The sequence below is a fragment of the Pseudomonas sp. BB438 genome (assembly GCF_057180225.1).
This window is the reverse complement of record NZ_CM170001.1, coordinates 6580301-6600159: the sequence shown is the minus strand read 5'-3', so window position 1 is coordinate 6600159 and position 19859 is coordinate 6580301. Positions and strand designations below refer to the sequence as shown.

20 protein-coding genes are annotated in these 19859 nt (G+C 60.9%); all 20 read left to right on the top strand.

Going from position 1 to position 19859, the window contains the following annotated elements:
- Window positions 1-521: 521 nt before the first annotated feature.
- The 20 genes from rpmH to glmU all read left to right on the top strand — a co-directional run bounded on the left by rpmH (window position 522) and on the right by glmU (window position 19746).
- Entirely contained in the window at window positions 522-656 is a 135-nt protein-coding gene (gene rpmH, locus AC1ZV1_RS30290; RefSeq protein ID WP_003100258.1) for a 50S ribosomal protein L34, read from the top strand.
- 14 nt (window positions 657-670) lie between these two features.
- Entirely contained in the window at window positions 671-1078 is a 408-nt protein-coding gene (gene rnpA / locus AC1ZV1_RS30285; protein WP_484294972.1) for a ribonuclease P protein component, read from the top strand.
- The gene (gene yidD / locus AC1ZV1_RS30280) at window positions 1071-1319 is read left to right on the top strand and encodes a membrane protein insertion efficiency factor YidD (RefSeq protein WP_484294971.1); all 249 of its coding nucleotides are present in this window, start codon (window positions 1071-1073) and stop codon (window positions 1317-1319) included. Before rnpA ends, yidD begins: the two co-directional genes overlap by 8 nt.
- Window positions 1320-1321: 2 nt before the next feature.
- The gene (yidC, locus tag AC1ZV1_RS30275; RefSeq protein WP_484294970.1) at window positions 1322-3070 is read left to right on the top strand and encodes a membrane protein insertase YidC; all 1749 of its coding nucleotides are present in this window, start codon (window positions 1322-1324) and stop codon (window positions 3068-3070) included.
- A gap of 106 nt (window positions 3071-3176) precedes the next feature.
- Window positions 3177-4544, top strand: coding sequence for a tRNA uridine-5-carboxymethylaminomethyl(34) synthesis GTPase MnmE (mnmE, locus tag AC1ZV1_RS30270; protein ID WP_484294969.1), 1368 nt, complete (start codon window positions 3177-3179; stop codon window positions 4542-4544).
- A gap of 99 nt (window positions 4545-4643) precedes the next feature.
- Entirely contained in the window at window positions 4644-6221 is a 1578-nt protein-coding gene (locus AC1ZV1_RS30265; protein ID WP_484294968.1) for a methyltransferase domain-containing protein, read from the top strand.
- Between the two features lie 571 nt (window positions 6222-6792).
- Window positions 6793-8685 (top strand): tRNA uridine-5-carboxymethylaminomethyl(34) synthesis enzyme MnmG, encoded by a 1893-nt coding sequence (mnmG, locus tag AC1ZV1_RS30260; protein ID WP_484294967.1) that lies wholly within the window; start codon window positions 6793-6795, stop codon window positions 8683-8685.
- Window positions 8685-9335 (top strand): 16S rRNA (guanine(527)-N(7))-methyltransferase RsmG, encoded by a 651-nt coding sequence (gene rsmG, locus AC1ZV1_RS30255; RefSeq protein ID WP_484294966.1) that lies wholly within the window; start codon window positions 8685-8687, stop codon window positions 9333-9335. Before mnmG ends, rsmG begins: the two co-directional genes overlap by 1 nt.
- 18 nt (window positions 9336-9353) lie before the next feature.
- Window positions 9354-10142 (top strand): ParA family protein, encoded by a 789-nt coding sequence (locus AC1ZV1_RS30250; protein ID WP_024765005.1) that lies wholly within the window; start codon window positions 9354-9356, stop codon window positions 10140-10142.
- Window positions 10143-10159: 17 nt separating this feature from the next.
- Window positions 10160-11032 (top strand): ParB/RepB/Spo0J family partition protein, encoded by an 873-nt coding sequence (locus AC1ZV1_RS30245; RefSeq protein ID WP_484294965.1) that lies wholly within the window; start codon window positions 10160-10162, stop codon window positions 11030-11032.
- Between the two features lie 152 nt (window positions 11033-11184).
- On the top strand, window positions 11185-11592 hold the full coding sequence (locus AC1ZV1_RS30240) for a F0F1 ATP synthase subunit I (protein WP_484294964.1): 408 nt from the start codon (window positions 11185-11187) through the stop codon (window positions 11590-11592).
- Window positions 11593-11608: 16 nt separating this feature from the next.
- Window positions 11609-12478: a F0F1 ATP synthase subunit A gene (atpB, locus tag AC1ZV1_RS30235; RefSeq protein ID WP_017518843.1), complete on the top strand. Its 870-nt coding sequence runs from the start codon at window positions 11609-11611 to the stop codon at window positions 12476-12478.
- Between the two features lie 109 nt (window positions 12479-12587).
- Window positions 12588-12845: a F0F1 ATP synthase subunit C gene (atpE, locus tag AC1ZV1_RS30230; RefSeq protein WP_043256731.1), complete on the top strand. Its 258-nt coding sequence runs from the start codon at window positions 12588-12590 to the stop codon at window positions 12843-12845.
- Window positions 12846-12897: 52 nt separating this feature from the next.
- On the top strand, window positions 12898-13368 hold the full coding sequence (locus AC1ZV1_RS30225; protein WP_017518842.1) for a F0F1 ATP synthase subunit B: 471 nt from the start codon (window positions 12898-12900) through the stop codon (window positions 13366-13368).
- 12 nt (window positions 13369-13380) lie between these two features.
- The gene (locus AC1ZV1_RS30220) at window positions 13381-13917 is read left to right on the top strand and encodes a F0F1 ATP synthase subunit delta (protein ID WP_484294963.1); all 537 of its coding nucleotides are present in this window, start codon (window positions 13381-13383) and stop codon (window positions 13915-13917) included.
- Window positions 13918-13935: 18 nt separating this feature from the next.
- Window positions 13936-15480: a F0F1 ATP synthase subunit alpha gene (gene atpA, locus AC1ZV1_RS30215; protein WP_045213785.1), complete on the top strand. Its 1545-nt coding sequence runs from the start codon at window positions 13936-13938 to the stop codon at window positions 15478-15480.
- 52 nt (window positions 15481-15532) lie between these two features.
- Window positions 15533-16393: a F0F1 ATP synthase subunit gamma gene (gene atpG / locus AC1ZV1_RS30210; protein WP_017518839.1), complete on the top strand. Its 861-nt coding sequence runs from the start codon at window positions 15533-15535 to the stop codon at window positions 16391-16393.
- A gap of 30 nt (window positions 16394-16423) precedes the next feature.
- The gene (gene atpD, locus AC1ZV1_RS30205) at window positions 16424-17800 is read left to right on the top strand and encodes a F0F1 ATP synthase subunit beta (protein ID WP_045213787.1); all 1377 of its coding nucleotides are present in this window, start codon (window positions 16424-16426) and stop codon (window positions 17798-17800) included.
- A 40-nt stretch (window positions 17801-17840) separates the two neighbouring features.
- Window positions 17841-18266, top strand: a complete 426-nt coding sequence (locus tag AC1ZV1_RS30200) for a F0F1 ATP synthase subunit epsilon (RefSeq protein ID WP_045213789.1) — start codon at window positions 17841-17843, stop codon at window positions 18264-18266.
- Window positions 18267-18378: 112 nt separating this feature from the next.
- A complete protein-coding gene (gene glmU, locus AC1ZV1_RS30195; RefSeq protein ID WP_484294962.1) occupies window positions 18379-19746 on the top strand; it encodes a bifunctional UDP-N-acetylglucosamine diphosphorylase/glucosamine-1-phosphate N-acetyltransferase GlmU in 1368 nt (455 codons plus the stop codon).
- Window positions 19747-19859: the final 113 nt, after the last annotated feature.

The following is a 19859-nucleotide window of genomic DNA, read 5'->3' as shown; positions in this document are numbered from 1 at the left end:
GGATATCCCCCAAAAGAAGTCGCAAAGCGAAACAGGCGGCTATTGTATCCGCGCCGGAACAACTTATCCACAGTTAAGCTCGCCGGGATGCAAGCAAAATCAAGGTGTTAATGATTTTGCCGGTGGTCGGATAACAGCCCCGTGAACCTTGTGGATAACAGCTGAATGGGGCAAGGGACAGCCCTGGTGATTGTTCTGTGGAAAAAATACCTGTGGAAAAAAGTTCATTCCATACCCAGCTTTCCAACCGCATCCGCACAAGCCGCGCACCTCTTCCCGACAGGGTTATCATTCGTCGAGAACCGCTTGCCCCTAGAGCTGTGAGAAGTTATGCACAGGTCGCTGTTCACATAAACATAATCATCGCTTCAATCTTTAGAAAAAGAGATTTCCTCCCTTTCTATAGATTTTGTATCCGAGGTTGGTTGGAAATTGACCTGACCGCCTGATTTCACTAGAATCGCCGGTCTCTTTAAACGGGGTCACTGCGACCTCATGTCGTCAAACCCAGGTACCGAATCATGAAACGTACTTTCCAACCCAGCACCCTCAAGCGCGCTCGCGTGCACGGCTTCCGCGCTCGCATGGCCACCAAGAACGGTCGTCAGGTTCTGTCGCGTCGTCGCGCCAAGGGCCGTAAGCGTCTGACCGTCTGATTTGTCTGACACAGGTGGTGAGTCGAGATTTCAGCCGGGATAAACGTCTACTGACAGCCCGGCAATTCACAGCAGTCTTCGACTCCCCCACCTCCAAGGTTCCCGGCAAGCACATCCTGCTGCTGGCGCGCGAAAACGGTCTCGATCATCCCCGCCTGGGCCTGGTGATCGGCAAGAAGAACGTCAAGCTCGCCGTCGAGCGCAACCGCCTCAAACGCCTTCTCCGTGAATCCTTCCGCCATCACCAGCAGAAGCTGGTTGGCCTGGATGTCGTGGTGATAGCGCGAAAAGGACTCGGCGATCTGGAGAATGAAGAGCTGCACCAGCAGTTCGGCAAACTCTGGAAGCGCCTGTTGCGCAACCGGCCAAGCCCGGGACCTTCGACAGAATCTCCGGGAGTGACCGACAGTTCCCATGCGTAGACTGGCGCTGTTACTGATCCAGTTATACCGCTACGCCATCAGTCCCATGATGGGCAGGCACTGTCGTTTCTACCCCAGCTGTTCCTGCTACGCGCAGGAAGCCATTGAAACCCATGGCTTCCTGCGTGGTGGCTGGCTGGCCGCTCGTCGCCTCGGCCGCTGCCACCCCTGGCATCCCGGTGGCTACGATCCGGTACCGCCAGATCCTTCCAAGCCCGCCCCTTCCTCGACGGCCGAGTAACCATGGACATCAAACGTTCAATCCTATTCGTCGCTCTGGCAATCGTGTCCTATGCGCTGGTTCTCCAGTGGAACAAGGACTACGGCCAGCCCGAACTGCCGGCACAGACCGCGACCTTCAACCAGACCGAAGGCCTGCCGGACACTTCCGTGCCTGCCGGCAACGCGGCCAACGCCGACGTGCCCACCACGCAGAATGCCCAGGCCAGCCTGCCCAGCGAGCAGAAACCGGCCGCCGCCAGCGAACAGCTGATCCGCGTGAAGACCGATGTCCTGGACCTGACCATCGACCCGCGCGGCGGCGACGTGATCAAGCTCGGCCTGACCCAGTACCCGCTGCGCCAGGACCGTCCGGACGTGCCGTTCCCGCTGTTCGAGCGTGACAACCAGCGCACCTACCTGGCCCAGAGCGGCCTGACCGGCGCCAACGGCCCGGATGCGGCTGCCAGCGGTCGCCCGCTGTATGCTTCGGCCAAGCCGGTCTACGAACTGGCCGATGGCCAGGACCAGATGACCGTCGACCTGACTTATGCACAGGACGGCGTCAGCTACATCAAGCGCTTCACCTTCCACCGTGGTCTGAAAAGCGACTGCACCGAGAAGGAAAAGGCACAGAAGAAGCTCGAGTGCATCAACGCCAATGCCTATCAGGTCGGCGTGAGCTACCTGATCGACAACCAGAGCGACAAACCGTGGAACGCTTCGCTGTTCGCTCAGCTCAAGCGTGACGCCAGCGTCGATCCCTCCTCTACCACCGCTACCGGCGTATCGACCTACCTCGGCGCCGCGGTCTGGACCCCTGAAAAGCCCTACGTGAAAGTGTCCATGAAGGACATGGACAAGGAGCAGTTCAAGGAAACCGTCCAGGGTGGCTGGGTCGCCTGGCTGCAGCACTACTTCGTCACCGCCTGGGTCCCCGCCAAGGGCGATACCCACAGCGTGATGACCCGCAAGGATGCCCAGGGCAACTACATCGTCGGCTACACCGGTCCCAACCTGAGCGTTGCACCGGGTGCCAAGGGCGAAACCAGCATGACCCTGTACGCCGGCCCGAAACTGCAGGCGTACCTGAAGGAACTGTCCCCGGGTCTGGAGCTGACCGTTGACTATGGTCCGCTGTGGTTCATTGCCCAGCCGATCTTCTGGCTGCTGCAACATATCCACAACCTGGTGGGTAACTGGGGGTGGTCGATCATCTTCCTGACCATCGTCATCAAACTGGCTTTCTTCCCGCTGTCCGCCGCCAGCTACCGCTCCATGGCCCGTATGCGCGCCGTGTCGCCGAAACTGGCTGCCCTCAAGGAACAGCATGGCGACGATCGTCAGAAGATGTCCCAGGCGATGATGGAGTTGTACAAGAAGGAGAAGATCAATCCGCTGGGCGGCTGCCTGCCGATCCTGGTGCAGATGCCAGTCTTCCTCTCGCTGTACTGGGTACTCCTGGAAAGCGTCGAGATGCGCCAGGCCCCTTGGCTGGGCTGGATCGTCGACCTGTCGGTGAAGGATCCGTTCTTCATCCTCCCGATCATCATGGGCGCCACCATGCTGGTTCAGCAGATGCTCAACCCGACTCCGCCGGACCCCATGCAGGCCAAGGTGATGAAGCTGATGCCGATCATCTTCACCTTCTTCTTCCTGTGGTTCCCGGCCGGTCTGGTCCTGTACTGGGTTGTGAACAACTGTCTGTCCATCGCACAGCAGTGGTACATTACCCGTCGGATCGAAGCGGCGACGAAGAAGGCTTCTGCCTGACATCGCAGCCTGACACCGATCGACAAAACGCCCCCTCGTGGGGCGTTTTGCTATGTGGATAACTTGTATTGCCGCACGCCGCGACAACCACCGCGAGACCGCCGACATGAATACAGCCCGTGAAACCATCGCCGCCGTCGCGACCGCCCAGGGCCGTGGCGGCGTAGGCATCGTCCGCGTCTCCGGTCCCCGTGCCCGCGCCATGGCCATCACCCTGAGCGGTCGTGAGCCACAACCGCGCTACGCCCACTATGGGCCGTTCCACGCCGATGACGGCGATGTCATCGACGAAGGCCTGCTGCTGTATTTCCCCGGCCCGAACTCCTTCACCGGTGAAGACGTCCTCGAACTGCAGGGCCACGGTGGGCCCGTGGTGATGGACATGCTCCTGCAGCGGTGCCTGGAATTGGGCGCGCGCCAGGCCCGCCCGGGTGAGTTCAGTGAGCGAGCTTTCCTCAACGACAAGCTCGACCTGGCCCAGGCCGAAGCCATTGCCGACCTCATCGAGGCTAGCTCCGCGCAGGCCGCGCGTAACGCCGTGCGCTCGCTGCAGGGCGAGTTCTCCCGTCGCGTACACAGCCTGACCGACCAACTGATCGGGCTGCGCATGTACGTCGAGGCTGCCATCGACTTCCCGGAAGAGGAAATCGATTTCCTCGCCGACGGCCACGTGCTCGCACAACTGGATGCAGTGCGCGCCGAACTCGCTTCGGTCCTGCGTGAGGCAGGTCAGGGTGCACTGTTGCGCGACGGTATGACCGTGGTGATCGCCGGACGCCCGAACGCTGGTAAATCCAGCCTGCTGAACGCCCTGGCGGGACGCGAAGCCGCCATCGTTACCGATATCGCCGGCACCACGCGTGACGTACTGCGCGAACATATCCACATCGACGGCATGCCGCTGCACATCATCGACACCGCCGGCCTGCGCAGCACCGACGACCACGTGGAAAGGATCGGCGTGGAACGCGCGCTGAAGGCAATCAGCGAGGCGGATCGAGTCCTTCTTGTTGTCGACTCCACCGCGCCAGAAGCCAGTGACCCCTTCGCTTTGTGGCCCGAGTTCCTCGACAGCCGCCCGGACCCGGCCCATGTAACCCTGATTCGCAACAAGGCGGATTTATCCACAGAGAGCATCGGGCTCGAAGAGAACGCTGACGGCCACGTCACCATCACCCTCTCCGCGCGTTCCGGCAATGGGCTAGACCTGCTTCGCGAGCACCTGAAGGCCTGCATGGGCTTTGAACAGACCGCCGAGAGCAGCTTCAGCGCGCGCCGTCGCCATCTGGAGGCTCTACGCCAGGCTGGCGACAATCTCGAGCACGGCCGCGCACAGCTCACCCTGAGCGGCGCGGGCGAGCTGTTGGCCGAAGACCTGCGTCAGGCCCAGCAAGCTCTGGGCGAGATTACTGGGGCCTTCACACCGGACGACCTGCTGGGACGCATCTTCTCCAGCTTCTGCATCGGCAAGTAAAGCGACTCTGTAAGCGATAACTGACATACAAGAAAACGTCGAACAACCGTCACCAAATATGATTTGTCTGCTTCCAACAGAGCCCTCCAAGGAATGCCAATGCACCAAACGTCCCCCACCTTGTTCCACATCACCCATTGGAAAGCGGGCTCGCAATGGATCCTGAAGATTCTTGAAGCCATAGCCCCCGAGCGAATCATTCGCCCCAGAGTGGGTGAAGGCCAACTGCTTCTTGATCCGATTGTCCCACGTGCCGTCTACCCGACGGCCTATCTGACCAGGGAACAATACGACTCCATTGAGCGCCCCGCGGACTCCCGGCACTTCGTCGTCGTTCGAGACCTGCGCGATACCCTAGTGTCGGGCTACTTCAGCGCGCGCTACAGCCATGCATTGAGTTCCACGGGATTGGCCGATCTGCGCCATCAGCTCGAGCAACTGAGCCTCGATGACGGCTTGCTCTATCTGGCCGAGACATGGCTGCGGGGCCCTGCTCTCATACAGGCGTCCTGGCTCCAGGAGCCCACCGGCGTCTTCAAGTACGAAGATCTCCTCTCCCACGACCTGGAACTGATGCATGAGGCGCTCAATACCGTAGGCGGCCTCGACATATCCACAGAGCGCCTCAAGGCGGCAGTCGAAGCAAACCGCTTCGATGTACTGACGGGCGGGCGCCAGGCGGGCCTGGAAAACACCATGGCCCACGAAAGGAAAGGGATTGCCGGCGACTGGCAAAATCACTTCAGTGAGAAAGTGAAACGGCGAGTGGAGGAGTTGTACGGTCCTTTGCTGCGCCGGTATGAACAGGACAGCCATTCGACCTCATCGGTCTCCGTCAGCGGCAGCGTCACGCCCGGAAGACCAGGCACCGATGATGTACTGGCCAGCTACTCCCAGACAATCCGCGTCCATCCATCACTGCCCAGCTACGCCCATTGGCTTGCCTGGGAGCTCGCGGCCTTCAAGCGTATTCCTCTGAAGGGAAAAGTGCTGGACCTGGGTTGCAGCGATCCCAAATTCCTCAATCTTGTCCTGCCGGCAGGAAGTACTGCCGAAGGGATGTGCACCAACGCGCACCAGGCCGAACAGGCTCGACTCTACGGCCGCTATGATAACGTGCACGCTGATGGATTTTCCTCCCTGCAACAGAAGGGAGACTTCGACCACGTGTTCTCCCGAGGATCTCTGGTGCATTTTCCGGGACTGGAAAGCAACCTGCAGGCCGTCCTTGGAGAGCTCAAGCCAGGCGGCACTTTCGCTTGCAGTGTGGTGACCAACCGTTATGAGGAGTGGGAGACCCTCCCGTATCTGCTGGAAGTCTCCGGCTATGCAGAAATCGGCGAACAAGTGCGTCAGAGGCACAGGGGATTTCATGGAATCCAGTATGCCCTCCCGATAGAGCAATGGGAGCGCCGCTTCCAGGACGCGGGATTCGAGGTATGTGCGACCTACCCGGTCGTACCTCGGGTAAACGCGCAGGCCAATCTCATCTTCGATGCCTTGTGGCATGCGATATCCACAGAAGGGCGGCCGCTGGGCGAATTCATGGGCGCCTACGTCTCCGCCAGGCCCCGATTCCTGCAGTTGTTGTCGAGTTCGATCGACGCACTCATGGAACTGGAAAGCAACTGGGAAGACACCGCCGGCGCTGTCTTCGAGATGCGGAAACCTCAATAGCATCGACCTGACTGCGATCACGCCACGTCCGGACGACTTTTCCACAGTCCGGGCGTCCCTCCTTCTGAAAACTCCTGCTTCCCCACAAAAGGCCTGTGAATCTATCCACAGCGAGGGCCGTTACCGCCAGGGGCACCTGAATTTCCGGGGCTCTAATACGCTGAATCATTCAACTCACAGCCGTCCAGGAACCCTGTGGAAAACCCGCGTACAGCCACGTTAACAAGCGCTGCATCATCCAGTGGATAAATACACCTGTTGATAACCTTATACTTAATCCACAAGCTGACCACGGGAGATCCCCTGCAACCGTACAGAATCGACACAGGGTTGTTAGGTGCTGAAAGCATTGGTGTATCTGGCCTCAGCATGGTTATCCACAGAAAACGGCCTCACCATACATAAACACAAGCTCTAAAAAGATTTAAAAAGATTCCTCTCTTTTATTTTCTATAAAGGCGAACCGTACCCATTGGCTATTTTTTGTCCAGGTGCCTTCAATCGAAAGCCCTTAGCCCCTATACTGTCCGGCTATCTTCTTTCTCCTTGATCAACAGGCACGAGGTGCGTGGTGGATTTCCCTTCCCGTTTTGACGTGATCGTGATCGGCGGCGGCCATGCCGGCACAGAGGCCGCACTAGCGGCTGCACGCATGGGCGTGAAGACGCTGCTGCTCACCCACAATGTGGAAACCCTTGGCCAGATGAGCTGCAACCCCGCCATTGGTGGGATCGGCAAAAGCCATCTGGTAAAGGAAATCGATGCGCTGGGCGGTGCCATGGCACTCGCCACCGATAAAGGCGGCATCCAGTTTCGCGTGTTGAACAGCCGCAAAGGCCCGGCCGTCCGTGCGACCCGGGCCCAGGCAGACCGTGTTCTCTACAAGGCCGCCGTGCGCGAGATCCTGGAGAATCAGCCGAACCTGTGGATATTCCAGCAGGCCTGTGACGACCTGATCGTCGAACAGGATCAGGTGCGCGGCGTCGTGACCCAGATGGGTCTGAAATTCCATGCCGATAACGTCGTCCTCACCGCTGGTACGTTCCTCGGTGGACTTATCCACATCGGCCTGGAGAACTACTCTGGTGGCCGTGCCGGTGATCCGCCCTCGATCGCCCTGGCGCGGCGTCTGCGCGAGCTGCCGCTACGGGTCGGCCGCCTGAAGACCGGCACTCCGCCGCGCATCGATGGTCGGAGCGTCGATTTCAGCCTGATGACTGAGCAACCCGGCGACACCCCGATCCCGGTGATGTCGTTCCTCGGTTCAAAGGAAATGCATCCGCGCCAGGTCAGCTGCTGGATCACCCACACCAACGCGCGGACCCATGAGATCATCGCGTCCAACCTCGATCGCTCGCCCATGTATTCCGGCGTGATCGAGGGGGTAGGCCCGCGCTATTGCCCCTCCATCGAAGACAAGATCCATCGTTTCGCCGACAAGGACAGCCACCAGGTCTTCCTGGAGCCGGAAGGCCTGACCACCCATGAGCTGTACCCCAACGGGATTTCCACCTCGCTGCCCTTCGATGTGCAGTTGGATATCGTCCGTTCGATTCGTGGCATGGAGAATGCGCACATCGTTCGCCCCGGCTACGCCATCGAGTACGACTACTTCGACCCGCGCGACCTGAAGTACAGCCTGGAGACGAAGGTCATCGGCGGTCTGTTCTTCGCCGGCCAGATCAACGGCACCACCGGATACGAAGAAGCTGGCGCCCAGGGCCTGCTCGCCGGAGCCAACGCCGCGCTGCGTTCGCAGGGCCGCGATAGCTGGTGCCCGCGCCGCGACGAGGCGTATATCGGTGTGCTGGTGGACGATCTGATCACCCTCGGCACCCAGGAGCCGTACCGCATGTTCACGTCGCGCGCCGAATACCGGCTGATCCTGCGCGAGGACAACGCCGACCTGCGCCTGACCGAGAAAGGCCGAGAGCTGGGGCTGATCGATGATGAGCGCTGGGCGGTATTCGAAGCCAAGCGCGAAGGCATCGAGCGTGAGGAGCAGCGCCTCAGGAGCACCTGGGTTCGTCCGAATACGCCGCAGGGCGATGCCATTGCCGAACGTTTCGGCACGCCGCTCGCTCATGAGTACAACCTGCTGAATCTGCTGGCGCGTCCGGAAATCGATTACGTCAGCCTGGCGGAAGTGACCGGCACTGGTGCGGAAGACCCGCAGGTTGCCGAACAGGTGGAGATTCGCACCAAGTACGCAGGCTACATCGATCGCCAGCAGGAAGAGATCGCTCGCCTGCGGGCCAGCGAAGACACCCGCCTGCCTGTGGATATCGACTACCCGTCCATCTCCGGGCTGTCCAAGGAGATCCAGCTCAAGCTGGGCAACGCCCGGCCGGAAACTCTCGGTCAGGCCGGCCGCATCCCGGGCGTGACCCCGGCGGCGATCTCTCTCTTGCTCATCCATCTGAAGAAGCGCTCGTCCGGTCGTCAGCTGGAGCAAAGCGCCTGATGTCCCTGGTCACCGCCCGCCACGCCGACGAACTCGCGCGTGGCATCCAGACACTCGGCCTGGATATCGACACTGCGACCCAGCAGCGCCTCCTCGACTACCTGGCCTTGCTGGCCAAGTGGAACAAGGCCTACAACCTCACCGCCGTGCGCGATATGGATGAAATGGTCTCCCGCCACCTGCTCGACAGCCTGAGTATCGTCCCGACGTTCGAAGCGGCCGGCGGCGAACGCTGGCTGGATGTGGGCAGCGGTGGCGGCATGCCCGGCATCCCGCTGGCCATCCTGTTCCCCGGCAAGTCCCTGACCCTGCTGGACAGCAACGGCAAGAAGACTCGCTTCCTCACCCAGGTGAAGCTGGAGCTCAAGCTCGACAACCTGCAGGTTATCCACAGCCGGGTGGAAGCCTTCCAGCCAGAGCAGCCGTTCAACGGCATCGTCTCCCGGGCGTTCAGCAGTCTCGAAGACTTCACCAACTGGACACGCCATCTGGGCGATGCCCAGACCAACTGGCTGGCCATGAAAGGCATCCACCCCAGCGACGAGCTCGCGGCACTTCCGGAAGATTTCCGCGTCGAAGCCGAACGCGCTCTGGCGGTGCCGGGTTGCCAAGGCCAGCGCCATCTGCTGATACTGCGCCGCACTGCATGACGGGGAGTGGGGAAAACCATGGCTAAGGTATTCGCGATCGCCAACCAGAAGGGCGGCGTCGGCAAGACCACGACCTGTATCAACCTTGCGGCATCGCTGGTCGCCACCAAGCGACGCGTGCTGCTGATCGACCTTGATCCACAGGGCAACGCCACCACCGGCAGCGGTGTGGATAAGTTGTCCCTGGACCATTCCATCTACGACGTGCTCACCGGCGAATGCGACCTGGCCCAGGCCATGCAGTTCTCCGAGCACGGTGGCTACCAGCTGCTGCCCGCCAACCGCGACCTCACCGCGGCGGAAGTGGTGCTGCTGGAAATGGACATGAAGGAACACCGCCTGCGCCACGCGCTGGCGCCGATCCGCGAGAACTACGACTTCATCCTCATCGACTGCCCGCCGTCGCTGTCGATGCTGACGGTCAACGCGCTGTCCGCCTCGGACGGCGTGATCATCCCCATGCAGTGCGAGTACTACGCCCTTGAAGGCTTGACCGATCTGATGAACAGCATCCAGCGCATCGCCGAGCGGCTGAACCCGGCGCTGAAGATCGAGGGGCTGCTGCGCACCATGTACGACCCGCGCATCAGCCTGACCAACGATGTCAGCGCGCAGCTGCAGGAGCATTTCGGCGACAAGCTCTACACCACCGTGATCCCGCGCAACGTGCGACTGGCCGAGGCGCCCAGCTTCGGCATGCCGGCGCTGGTCTACGACAAGCAATCGCGCGGTGCACTCGCCTATCTGGCGCTGGCCGGCGAGCTGGTGCGCCGTCAGCGCGCCGCACGCACCACCGCCCCCGCCTAAGAGATTAAGGAACCCGCATGGCCGCCAAGAAACGAGGTCTCGGACGCGGGCTGGATGCCCTGCTCAGTGGCTCCAGCGCCGCTACGATGCAGGAAGAAGCCGTTCAGGTGGACAGCAAGGAGCTGCAACACCTGCCGCTGGACCTGATCCAGCGCGGCAAGTACCAGCCCCGTCGCGACATGGATCCGCAGGCCCTGGAAGAACTCGCCCAGTCCATCAAGGCTCAGGGCGTGATGCAGCCGATCGTCGTGCGCCCGATCGACAAGGGGCGCTACGAGATCATCGCTGGTGAGCGCCGCTGGCGTGCCAGTCAGCAGGCCGGCCTGGACAAGATCCCGGCTATGGTTCGCGAAGTGCCGGACGAAGCCGCCATCGCGATGGCGCTGATCGAGAACATCCAGCGCGAGGACCTCAATCCCATTGAGGAAGCCGCCGCGCTGCAGCGTCTGCAGCAAGAATTCCAGTTGACCCAGCAACAGGTCGCCGACGCCGTGGGCAAATCCCGCGTGACCGTGGCCAACCTGCTGCGCCTGATTGCCCTGCCCGACGAGATCAAGACGCTGCTGTCCCATGGTGACCTCGAAATGGGCCACGCCCGTGCCCTGCTCGGGCTGCCCGAAAATCGGCAGGTCGAAGGTGCGCGACATGTTGTCGCACGCGGATTCACGGTGCGTCAGACCGAAGCACTAGTGCGCCAGTGGCTCAATGCTCCTGAGGAACCTGTCAAAGCGGTCAAGTCCGATCCGGACATCAGCCGCCTGGAACAGCGCCTGGCCGAGCGCTTGGGCGCTCCGGTGCAGATACGCCATGGGCAGAAGGGCAAGGGACAGTTGGTGATCCGTTACAACTCCCTCGACGAGCTCCAGGGCGTCCTCGCCCACATACGCTGATACGAACGTAGCATGTAGGGGTCGTCGGAAATCACTACCCGACGGTTGAATGGGTATGCGGCGCCCCCTATACTCTGCGCGCAATTTTGTCGGCACAAAGTATGCCAAGTTGTTGATTTGTGAAGCCGACACCAGAGGACTGTGAGCTAGAGATGGAACCCAGCAAGCCCAATCGTTTGCCCTTCCATCGTCAACCGGCGTTTCGCCTGTTGCTCGTCCAACTGGTGGTGCTGCTTATCGGTGCAGCAGCCCTGTGGTTTGCCCAGGGATCGGTCGCAGGCTATTCCGGATTGCTCGGAGGCCTGATTGCGTGGTTGCCGAATCTGTACTTTGCTCGCAAGGCGTTCCGCTACAGCGGTGCGCGTTCTGCCCAGCTGATAGTCCGGTCCTTTTATGCCGGTGAGGCGGGAAAACTGATTTTGACGGCAGTGCTCTTCGCACTGACGTTTGCAGGTGTGAAGCCACTGGCGCCCCTGGCGCTGTTCGGCCTCTACCTGCTGACCCTCGCGGTCAGCTGGTTTGCACCCCTGCTGATGCGAAACACATTTACAAGACCTTAGAGCGATTGAGGCAAACATGGCAGCAGAAAGCGCTTCGGGTTACATCCAGCACCACTTGCAGAACCTGACCCTGGGTCGTCTGCCGGATGGTTCCTGGGGGTTCGCCCACACCGCCGAACAAGCCAAGGAAATGGGCTTCTGGGCATTCCACGTTGATACCCTGGGCTGGTCCGTATTCCTCGGCCTGGTGTTCATCCTTATCTTCCGCATGGCAGCCAAGAAGGCCACCAGCGGACAACCTGGCGGCCTGCAGAACTTCGTCGAAGTTCTCGTGGAGTTCGTCGACGGCAGCGTGAAGGACACCTTCCACGGCCGTAACCCGCTAATCGCACCGCTGGCGCTGACCGTGTTCGTCTGGATCTTCCTGATGAACCTGATCGACCTGGTGCCCGTGGACTTCCTGCCGCTCGCGGCTCAGGCGGTCACCGGTAACGAGCACCTGTTCTTCCGCGCCGTGGCCACCACCGATCCGAATGCCACCTTCGGCATGTCCATCGCGGTGTTCGCGCTGATCATCTTCTACAGCATCAAGGTCAAGGGCATCGGCGGCTTCCTCGGCGAACTGACCCTGCACCCGTTCCACAGCAGCAACATGGTGGTTCAGATCATCCTGATCCCCGTGAACTTCCTGCTGGAGTTCGTGACCCTGATCGCCAAGCCGGTATCCCTGGCACTGCGTCTGTTCGGCAACATGTACGCCGGCGAGCTGATCTTCATCCTGATCGCCGTGATGTTCGGTTCCGGCATCCTCTGGCTGGGCGGCATGGGCGTTGTGCTGAACTGGGCGTGGGCTGTGTTCCACATCCTGATCATCACCCTGCAGGCCTTCATCTTCATGATGCTGACCATCGTCTACCTGTCGATGGCTCACGAAGACAGCCACTGATCCAAAGATTCTGTCCGCCCCTTTCCTGATGGGAGGGGGTGAAAGAAGAGCTTCACCACCTTAACTTGCTTCACCTTTAACCAACACGACAAAAAAGTCGGGAGGAAAAATGGAAACTGTAGTTGGACTCACTGCTATCGCCGTTGCTCTGCTGATCGGTCTGGGCGCTCTGGGTACCGCCATCGGCTTCGGCCTGCTGGGCGGCAAGTTCCTGGAAGGCGCTGCTCGCCAGCCGGAAATGGTTCCGATGCTGCAGGTCAAAATGTTCATCGTCGCCGGCCTGCTCGACGCCGTGACCATGATCGGCGTTGGTATCGCTCTGTTCTTCACCTTCGCTAACCCGTTCATTGCTCAGGTTGCCCACTAATTTCCGAACAGCGGAAATCTGTGACTGAACAACGAACGAGCGAGGTATTGGCGTGAACATTAATGCAACTCTGATCGGCCAGGCCATCGCGTTCGCCATCTTCGTCCTGTTCTGCATGAAGTTCGTATGGCCTCCGGTCATCGCGGCTCTGCACGAGCGTCAGAAGAAGATCGCCGACGGCCTGGACGCTGCCAACCGCGCGGCTCGTGACCTGGAACTGGCTCACGAGAAAGCGGGTCAGCAACTGCGCGAAGCCAAGGCTCAAGCAGCCGAAATCATCGAGCAGGCGAAGAAGAGCGCTAACCAGATCGTTGACGAAGCCCGTGATCAGGCCCGTGCCGAAGGTGATCGCATGATCGCCCAGGCCAAGGCCCAGATCGAACAGGAACTCAACAGCGTCAAAGACGCCCTGCGTGCCCAAGTGGGCGCCCTGGCTGTCTCCGGCGCCGAGAAGATCCTGGGTGCTTCGATCGATGCCAACGCGCAAAAGCAGCTGGTTGATCAACTGGCCGCCGAGATCTAAGCAGAGGGCGATATGGCAGAACTGACCACATTGGCTCGTCCATACGCGAAGGCGGCTTTCGAGTACGCCCAGGCTCATCAGCAACTGGCCGACTGGTCCGCTGCTCTGGGTGTGCTGGCTGCAGTGTCGCGGGACGACACCGTGCGCCAGCTGCTCAAGGAGCCCCAGCTGACCGCGGCAGCCAAGGCTGACGCGCTGATCGACGTGTGTGGCGACAAGCTCAATGCTCCGGCCCAGAACTTCGTCCGGACTGTGGCTGAAAACAAGCGGCTCGACCTGCTGCCGACCATCTTCGTGATGTTCGAGCAACTCAAGGCCGAGCAGGAAAAGCTGGTCGAGGTCGAGGTCACCAGTGCCTTCGCCCTGGACCAGGAACAGCAGGACAAACTCGCCAAGGCTCTCAGCGCCCGGCTCAGTCGCGATGTGCGACTTCATGCGTCGGAAGACGCGAGCTTGATCGGCGGCGTGGTTATTCGCGCCGGTGACTTGGTAATCGATGGCTCGGTGCGCGGCAAAATCGCGAAACTGGCCGAAGCGTTGAAATCTTGAGTTTGAAGGGGCAGCGGCATGCAGCAACTCAATCCTTCCGAAATTAGTGAAATCATCAAGGGGCGCATCGAGAAACTCGACGTCGCCTCGCAAGCGCGCAACGAAGGCACCATCGTCAGTGTTTCCGATGGCATCGTGCGCATTTTCGGTCTGGCCGACGTCATGTACGGCGAGATGATCGAATTCCCGGGCGGCGTCTACGGTATGGCGCTGAACCTGGAGCAAGACTCCGTCGGTGCTGTGGTACTGGGTGAATACCAGGACCTCAAAGAAGGCATGAATGCCAAGTGCACCGGCCGCATCCTGGAAGTACCGGTTGGTCCGGAACTGCTGGGTCGCGTAGTCGACGCTCTGGGTAACCCGATCGATGGCAAAGGCCCGATCGATGCCAAGCTGACCGACGCAGTCGAGAAAGTGGCACCGGGCGTGATCTGGCGTAAGTCGGTAGACCAGCCGGTTCAGACCGGTTACAAGTCGGTCGACGCCATGATCCCGGTCGGCCGCGGCCAGCGCGAGCTGATCATCGGTGACCGTCAGATCGGTAAAACCGCTCTGGCCATCGACGCCATCATCAACCAGAAGAACAGCGGCATCCGCTGCGTCTACGTTGCCATCGGTCAGAAGCAATCGACCATCGCCAACGTCGTTCGCAAGCTGGAAGAAAACGGCGCCCTGGCCAACACCATCGTGGTCGTTGCCAGTGCTTCGGAATCCGCCGCTCTGCAATACCTGGCTCCGTACTCCGGTTGCACCATGGGCGAATTCTTCCGCGACCGCGGTGAAGATGCCCTGATCGTGTACGACGACCTGTCCAAGCAGGCCGTGGCCTACCGTCAGATCTCCCTGCTGCTGCGCCGTCCGCCGGGCCGCGAAGCTTACCCAGGCGACGTGTTCTATCTCCACAGCCGTCTGCTGGAGCGCGCTTCCCGCGTTTCCGAAGAGTACGTAGAGAAGTTCACCAACGGCGAAGTGAAAGGCAAGACCGGCTCCCTGACCGCTCTTCCGATCATCGAAACCCAGGCTGGCGACGTTTCCGCGTTCGTTCCGACCAACGTGATTTCCATCACCGACGGTCAGATCTTCCTCGAATCCGCGATGTTCAACTCGGGTATCCGTCCGGCCGTCAACGCCGGTATCTCGGTATCCCGCGTGGGTGGCGCGGCCCAGACCAAGATCATCAAGAAGCTGTCCGGCGGCATCCGTACCGCGCTGGCCCAGTACCGTGAGCTGGCGGCCTTCGCCCAGTTCGCTTCGGACCTGGACGACGCGACCCGCAAGCAGCTGGAACATGGTCAGCGTGTTACCGAGCTGATGAAGCAGAAGCAATACGCGCCGATGTCCATCGCCGAGATGTCGCTGTCCCTGTATGCCGCCGAGCGTGGCTTCCTGCAGGACGTCGAGATCGCCAAGGTGGGCGCCTTCGAACAAGCACTGATCGCCTACTTCCAACGTGAGAACGCCGCTCTGCTGGCGAAGATCAACGAGAAGGGTGACTTCAACGACGAAATCGACGCAGGCATCAAGGCCGGCATCGAGAAGTTCAAGGCCACCCAAACCTGGTAAGCCGCAGCGGGGGTCGTTAACGGCCCCCGCCTGCTAAACCGATAGGTGTGAAATGGCAGGCGCAAAAGAGATTCGCAGCAAGATTGCGAGCATCAAAAGCACGCAAAAAATCACCAATGCCATGGAAAAGGTGGCGGTGAGCAAGATGCGCAAGGCACAAATGCGCATGGCGGCCGGCCGTCCCTACGCGGAGCGCATTCGCCAGGTGATCGGCCATCTGGCCAACGCCAACCCGGAATACCGTCACCCGTTCATGGTCGAGCGTGAAGTCAAGCGCGTCGGCTATATCGTGGTGAGCTCCGACCGTGGCCTGGCTGGCGGCCTGAACATCAACCTGTTCAAGGCGCTCGTCAAGGACATGAGCGGACAGCGCGATCGTGGCGCGGAGATCGACCTCTGCGTGATCGGCTCCAAGGGTGCATCCTTCTTCAAGAGCTATGGCGGCAACGTCGTTGCAGCTATCAGCCACCTGGGCGAAGAGCCGTCGATCAATGATCTGATCGGCAGCGTCAAGGTCATGCTGGATGCCTACCTGGAAGGTCGTATCGATCGCCTGTACGTGGTTTCCAACAAGTTCGTCAACACCATGACCCAGAAGCCGACCGTGGAACAGCTGATTCCGCTGGTGGCCGAGGACAATGCCGAGCTGAAGCACCACTGGGACTACCTCTACGAACCCGACGCCAAGGCCCTCCTCGACGGCCTGCTGGTGCGCTACGTGGAGTCCCAGGTGTACCAGGCCGTGGTTGAGAACAACGCCTGTGAGCAGGCGGCCCGGATGATTGCAATGAAGAACGCTACCGACAACGCCGGTGATCTGATCAGTGGTCTGCAACTGATCTACAACAAGGCACGTCAGGCGGCGATCACCCAGGAAATCTCGGAAATCGTCGGCGGCGCTGCCGCGGTGTAAGAACAGGTTCAAAATTCAGAGGAACCAGACATGAGTAGCGGACGTATCGTTCAAATCATCGGCGCCGTGATCGACGTGGAATTCCCGCGCGATGCCGTGCCGAGCATCTACGAGGCCCTGAAAGTTCAGGGCGTCGAAACCACCCTGGAAGTTCAGCAGCAGCTGGGCGACGGCGTGGTTCGTTCCATTGCGATGGGTTCCACCGAAGGCCTCAAGCGTGGCCTGAACGTGGAAAGCACCGGCGCAGCCATCTCCGTCCCGGTCGGCACCAAGACCCTGGGTCGTATCATGGACGTGCTGGGCAACCCGATCGACGAAGCCGGTCCCATCGGCGAAGAAGAGCGCTGGGGTATTCACCGCGACGCTCCGTCCTACGCTGACCAGGCTGGCGGCAACGACCTGCTCGAAACCGGCATCAAGGTTATCGACCTGGTCTGCCCGTTCGCCAAGGGCGGTAAAGTCGGTCTGTTCGGTGGTGCCGGTGTAGGCAAGACCGTCAACATGATGGAACTGATCCGTAACATCGCCATGGAGCACAGCGGTTACTCTGTGTTCGCTGGTGTGGGTGAGCGTACTCGTGAGGGTAACGACTTCTACCACGAGATGAAGGATTCCGGCGTACTGGACAAGGTAGCCCTGGTTTACGGCCAGATGAACGAGCCGCCGGGCAACCGTCTGCGCGTTGCACTGACCGGCCTGACCATGGCCGAGAAGTTCCGTGACGAAGGCCGTGACGTACTGCTGTTCATCGACAACATCTACCGTTACACCCTCGCCGGTACCGAAGTATCCGCACTGCTGGGCCGTATGCCTTCCGCAGTAGGTTACCAGCCGACCCTGGCCGAAGAGATGGGCGTTCTGCAGGAGCGCATCACCTCCACCAAGAAAGGCTCGATCACCTCGATCCAGGCCGTCTACGTTCCCGCGGACGACCTGACCGACCCGAGCCCGGCGACCACCTTCGCCCACTTGGACGCCACCGTCGTACTGTCCCGTGACATCGCCTCGCTGGGTATCTACCCGGCAGTTGATCCGCTGGACTCGACTTCCCGTCAGCTGGACCCGCTGGTCATCGGCCAGGATCACTACGACACCGCTCGTGGCGTGCAGTACGTTCTGCAGCGCTACAAAGAGCTGAAGGACATCATCGCGATCCTCGGCATGGACGAACTGTCCGAGTCCGACAAGCTGCTGGTGGCCCGTGCTCGTAAGATCCAGCGCTTCCTGTCCCAGCCGTTCTTCGTGGCTGAAGTATTCACCGGCTCGCCGGGCAAATACGTCTCCCTGAAGGACACCATCGCTGGCTTCAAAGGCATCCTCAACGGCGACTACGATCACCTGCCCGAGCAGGCGTTCTACATGGTCGGCGGCATCGAAGAAGCCATCGAGAAAGCGAAGAAGCTGTAATCCGTGCGCCCGGCAACGGGCGCTTACGTGAGGCAAGGGTATGGCTATTACTGTCCACTGCGACATCGTCAGCGCCGAAGCGGAGATCTTCTCCGGTCTGGTAGAGCTGGTCGTAGCGCATGGCTCGCTGGGTGATCTGGGTATCGCTCCGGGCCACGCGCCGCTGATCACCGAGCTCAAGCCGGGTCCGATCCGCCTGGTGAAGCAGGGTGGCGAGCAGGAGGTGTACTACATCTCCGGTGGCTTCCTCGAAGTACAGCCGAGCATGGTCAAGGTTCTCGCCGACACCGTGATTCGTGCAGGTGACCTCGACGAAGCGGCTGCCCAGACCGCACTGAAGGAAGCTGAAAAGGCTCTGCAAGGCAAAGGTGCAGAGTTCGACTACAGCTCCGCTGCAGCCCGCCTGGCCGAAGCCGCAGCGCAACTGCGCACGGTCCAGCAGGTTCGCAAGAAGTACGGCGGCTAAGCCGCGAAGTCCTCCGGGACTTCAGCGTCAAATAGGAAAAGGGTAGCCTTGGCTACCCTTTTTCTTTTTCTACACTCGGGGTTTCCCCGCTCACCAGGACGGTCCCTCATCCATGTCTCTCGAAATCGTCATTCTTGCCGCTGGCCAGGGCACCCGCATGCGCTCGGCCTTGCCAAAGGTCCTGCACCCGGTCGCTGGCAAACCGATGCTTGCCCATGTGATCGACACCGCACGTGGTCTCGGCCCGTCGCGCATCCATGTGGTGATTGGCCATGGTGCCGACCTGGTGCGTGAGCGCCTGCAGGCGGATGACCTGAATTTCGTGATCCAGGAACAGCAACTCGGCACCGGCCACGCCGTGGCGCAGGCGGCCCCGTTCCTGAGCGCGGACAGCGTGCTGATCCTCTACGGCGATGTGCCGCTGATCGAGCAGCCGACCCTGGAGCGACTCATGGCCCAGGCCTCGCCGGAGCAGTTGGCATTGCTCACCGTCGAGCTGGATGACCCGACCGGCTACGGCCGTATCATCCGGGACGCTGCCGGCGAGGTTCAGGCCATCGTCGAGCAGAAGGATGCCTCCCCCGAGCAACGCGCCATCCGCGAAGGCAACACCGGTATCCTCGCTGCCCCGCGCGCGCAACTGCTGGGCTGGCTGTCACGGCTTTCCAATGCCAACGCCCAGGGCGAGTACTACCTCACCGACGTCATCGCCATGGCCGTGGCGGATGGGCTGCGCGTGGCCACGGCGCAGCCGCAGGTTGCGATGGAAACCCAAGGCGCCAACGATCGCCTGCAGCTCTCCGAACTGGAGCGTTTCTTCCAGCAGCGCGTGGCCCGTCGCCTGATGGCGCAAGGCGTGACCCTGATCGACCCGGCCCGTTTCGACGTGCGTGGCGAAGTCAGCGTCGGCCGCGATGTGACCATCGACGTCAACGTGATCCTCGAGGGCCTGGTGGAGATCGAGGACGACGTGCAGATCGGCCCGAACTGCTACATCAAGGACAGTACCCTGCGTCGTGGCGCGATCATCAAGGCCAACTCGCACCTGGAAGGCGCCCACGTCGGCCCTGACAGCGATGTCGGTCCCTTCGCCCGCCTGCGTCCGGGCAGTGTGCTGGAGCGCAAGGTGCATGTGGGTAACTTCGTCGAACTGAAGAACGCTCACCTGCAGGACGGCGTGAAGGTCGGTCACCTGACCTACCTGGGCGACAGCGAAGTCGGGGCGCGCAGCAATATCGGCGCCGGCACCATCACCTGCAACTACGATGGCGCGAACAAGTGGCGCACCAGCATTGGCGAGGATGTCTTCATCGGCTCCAACAACTCGCTGGTGGCGCCTGTGGATATCGGTGCCGGTGCCACGACTGGCGCGGGTTCCACTATCACTGCCGAGGTTCCGGCAGGCACCCTCGGCGTCGGTCGTGCCAAGCAGCGGGTGATCGAAGGCTGGAAGCGCCCGGAAAAGATCAAGAAATCCTGATACATAAGGCATTGCCCTGTGGGTAAATTTTTATCCACAGGGCGATGCGCTTGTTCCGTTATTCACAGGTCGTCCCGCGATCCGCGGAGCGGCTCGTTCTCGCTGGAGTTTTC